Source organism: Vibrio sp. 03_296 (assembly GCF_002265885.1).
The window spans coordinates 1-3,262 of record NZ_NPKW01000017.1; the positions used below are offsets into that span (position 1 = coordinate 1).

At 42.4% G+C, this 3,262-nt stretch carries 6 protein-coding genes and 1 pseudogene; 5 read left to right on the plus strand and 2 right to left on the minus strand.

Annotated features, from left to right (window positions below; translation table 11 throughout):
* Positions 1–135 precede the first annotated feature (135 nt).
* Positions 136–258, plus strand: coding sequence for a DUF3265 domain-containing protein (locus CIK04_RS01560; protein ID WP_128824574.1), 123 nt, complete (start codon positions 136–138; stop codon positions 256–258).
* 38 nt (positions 259–296) lie between these two features.
* Positions 297–536, plus strand: coding sequence for a hypothetical protein (locus CIK04_RS01565; protein WP_097353773.1), 240 nt, complete (start codon positions 297–299; stop codon positions 534–536).
* Between the two features lie 64 nt (positions 537–600).
* On the opposite strand, the gene CIK04_RS01570 is transcribed toward CIK04_RS01565, so the two are convergent.
* Positions 601–1,569 carry an IS30 family transposase gene (locus CIK04_RS01570; RefSeq protein WP_128824573.1) on the minus strand — a complete coding sequence of 323 codons (969 nt, stop codon included), beginning with the start codon at positions 1,567–1,569 and terminating at the stop codon, positions 601–603.
* A gap of 65 nt (positions 1,570–1,634) precedes the next feature.
* Between CIK04_RS01570 and CIK04_RS33120 the strand changes: the two genes are divergently transcribed.
* The 3 genes from CIK04_RS33120 to CIK04_RS01585 all read left to right on the plus strand — a co-directional run bounded on the left by CIK04_RS33120 (position 1,635) and on the right by CIK04_RS01585 (position 2,996).
* Positions 1,635–1,769 (plus strand): DUF3265 domain-containing protein, encoded by a 135-nt coding sequence (locus CIK04_RS33120; protein ID WP_097353744.1) that lies wholly within the window; start codon positions 1,635–1,637, stop codon positions 1,767–1,769.
* 23 nt (positions 1,770–1,792) lie between these two features.
* Positions 1,793–2,554, plus strand: a complete 762-nt coding sequence (locus tag CIK04_RS01580; RefSeq protein ID WP_332870189.1) for a PhzF family phenazine biosynthesis protein — start codon at positions 1,793–1,795, stop codon at positions 2,552–2,554.
* 139 nt (positions 2,555–2,693) lie between these two features.
* Positions 2,694–2,996 carry a hypothetical protein gene (locus CIK04_RS01585; RefSeq protein ID WP_043037848.1) on the plus strand — a complete coding sequence of 101 codons (303 nt, stop codon included), beginning with the start codon at positions 2,694–2,696 and terminating at the stop codon, positions 2,994–2,996.
* Between the two features lie 22 nt (positions 2,997–3,018).
* Here the strand turns inward: CIK04_RS01585 and CIK04_RS01590 are convergent.
* A pseudogene (locus tag CIK04_RS01590) lies at positions 3,019–3,262 on the minus strand (transposase); the annotation flags it as partial.

Below are 3,262 nucleotides of genomic sequence, written 5' to 3' on the forward strand. Positions count from 1 at the left end.
CCAGATTTGCCAAAATTCCTAGTCTGATTATCAAAACTATGATTCATTTCGGTTTTCTACGTTTTGGTTTTTGTTTGTAAATCAAAGTCGAGTTAATCTTGTTTTGAGTAAAACGTAACTCATTGAAGCTTAAGCATAACAAGGCGTTTAAGAGGGATTCATGCCGCGTGGCATTTTTGGTTTGCAGTGAGTTTTGGTGGTGAAAGTGGTCTGCGGAAACTTGGTTTAGGCGGCACTCACCCCTTAACGCGGCGTTAGTTGCTAGGTGAAAAAATAGGTTTTGGGAGATAATCAAGTTGGTTCAAACATACGGTTCTGAAGAAACCAAAGCGTTCTGCTGTAATTGCAAGAAGGTGACGCTTCATAAGTATGAAAGTTTCTCAAAATCTGATGAAACCATGGAAACAGAAGTTAAAGGTTTCTTTTCAGGTTTTTTCGCTGCAATAGCAAGTGCGCTAATGGAAGGTGAACCTACAGGTGATTATAAGTGCAAAGTCTGCGGTACAAACTTACATACGCCAGACTACCTGGATTAAGGTTGGTAGTACTCAGAAAGCGGTAAGTTTCGCACTTAGTATCAAGTTTGAAGTGCGACACTTTTTAAAGATGCGCATGAATATACTCCAGTGGTGTTCTATACCCAAGTCTTTTGCGTGGGCGCGTATTTAATTTGTGTGCAATTTCATTGCATAGCTTCTGTGTCACGTGTGACATGGAAGTTCGTTTTGGTAAGTATTGTCGTATCAAACCATTGGTGTTTTCATTAGTGCCTCGCTCCCATGAKTGGTATGGATTTGCAAAGTAAAACAGACAGTTATGATGTTTTTCTAGTTGTGCGTAACCATGRAATTCAGTGCCGTTATCCGAAGTTATCGTCTTAAAAGGTAAGTCAGAGCGGGTCATGATTTTGCTCATTCTTACGTTGAGCGACTCGCTTGTTCTATCATCCATTTGCCCGATAAAAGTGTAACCAGTCATTCTGTCGACTAAAGTCACGATACAGTGCTTGGTTCCGCGGCCAACGACGGTATCAATTTCCCAATGACCAGGCTCTTTTCGATGCTCAGCGTTTTCTGGTCTTTCGGTAATATGACGCTTATTTGCCAGCCGCCCTCGRCTGTCTTTTGAGTTGTACCTCTTACGCCTTTGCTTAGTAGATTGGCGTAGGTGTTTCCATAGTGTTCCACCGAGAGCTTTGTCGTTCCAAACGTGCTGATAAATGAGCTCGTGGCTCATTGTTGGATAGCCTCTCATTCTTAGGTAGCCGACGATTTGGTCAGGGCTCCAATCCAGTCGTAGCAAGGCTTCAGGTAGCTTGAAGTCAAGTTTGGTATAGCGCTTATTTCTGCGTGAACGACTCAGCCGGTTTCGCGCCATTTGCTGTGCCCGCTCTGGTTGATAAGAGTACCTATCGAAGAACTTGTTGTAACGACAATTGTGTTCAATTTCTCGATAGATAGTGGCTTTGTGACGCCCCAGTTGTTTAGCTATTTCAGCGGTACTAATTCCTTGCTTTCTGAGCGCAGAAATCATATACCTTTCGTTCTCAGTGAGGTGTGTGTATTTCATGTTTTTTACTTCTTGGCGGGAGCAAAGTTCATGATTATCGCACCTTACTGTTTTTATGTTCAGAGGTGTCGCACTTCGTACTTGAATCCAAGAAGTGGGATTCGTGCCGCGTGGCATTTTTGGTATGCGGTGATTTTGGTGGTGAAAGTGGTTTGCGGAGAGCAGGTTTAGGCGGCACTCACCCCTTAACGCGGCGTTAAATTGCAATCGAGGGTGGTGAATTATCAAATTAGAAACATATGATGTGTTTGGTGGTGAGTCGGCTTCTGGTAACCCTTGTGGTGTATTAGAGCTTGATAGTTGGCTTTCTGATGAAGAGTTACAGAAAATAACTTGTGAAGCAGGACTTCCAGTTACCTCTTTTGTCATCAAAATTAATGGACAGTTTCACATTCGTTGGTTTGCGCTGGATGGGGAAATTAACCTGTGTGGGCATGGTAGCTTAGGGGCTGGTGCTGCAATCATCTCTAAGTACAAACTCGATAGTGTACTTTTCAGTAGCAAATACGGAGAAGTCTCAATTGCCAAAAAGAATGGTGCGTATACTCTTGAGATGCCTAGCTGGAAAGGTGAAACATGTGTCGTTCCGCCAGAAATAGCGGATTTGGCAGTTGGTGCTATTGACGTATTTTCAACTCGAGACTTAGTTATAGTCTTGCCCTCAATAGAATCTGTAAGAGATTTTAAGCCTGATGACATGCGCTTTAAACAGCTTGGTAATTACCATGCTTTAATCGTGACTGCAGCAAATGGCGAAAATGGGTACGTATTAAGATATTTTGCGCCCAAAATTGGTATATCTGAAGATCTAGCGACAGGTTCTGCTCAATGCTCTTTAGCTCCATACTGGTTTGACAGGCTTGACTCAGATTCACTTCAGGTACACCAACTTTCGTCGTCAGGTGGCTATTTTTGCGTAAGGCGTATTTCAGGTGGCTCAATCGTGTTATCAGCAAATGCAAAGCTACGGAAAATAGCAATTTAACAAAGCATTTAAGAGTGATTCCCAACGCTTGGCATTTTCAGTTCAAGGTTGGGTTTCGTGTTTACGGTGGTATGATTTAGGTAAGGTGGTAGCGTTGCTCACCACTTAAGCGGGCGTTAGGCTAATCAGGGAGAGAATGATGTCACTTTGGTTTTTAATTCCGCTTTCATTTATTCATATTACTGTTGGTGGAGCAATTGGTTTTGGTTTGGTTTTTGCGGCTTGTGCTGAACGTGGAGTGACAATGTCTCAGTTCAGTAATGATGTGTGTGTGGTTTTATGGTTCGCTTATACAATATCGTTGCTTTTAAGTGTTTTCTTGGTTATCTATTTTTATCTAGCAGATAGTGATGCGTCTTACATTTGGTGGTACGCGATGCCATGGACGATATTGATTGTGCTTATCACTTATTGGAGAGCATCGATCGTAAAATTAGCCTAACAAGAGACTATGGCGTCAATAGTTAATTTTTGGCGCTATCTGCCATTCCACATACAGCCATCTCTAAGCATTGAATTTAGAATAACTACCATCTTTCTGACGCAGGCAATGAGCGCTACTTTTTTGGGTTTTCCAGCAGCCAAAAGTCGTTGATATGTTTCTTTAAATACAGGGTTACATTGCATCGCTGACATCATGGCCATGTATAAAACAGTCCTTACTTGCATCCGTCCACCTTTGATCATTCTCTTGCCTTTGAAACTGCC

Excerpts from the sequence above, each read along its gene's own strand:
- CIK04_RS01585 (WP_043037848.1), top strand. The coding sequence starts at position 2,694 with ATGTCACTTTGGTTTTTAATTCCGCTTTCATTTATTCATATTACTGTT.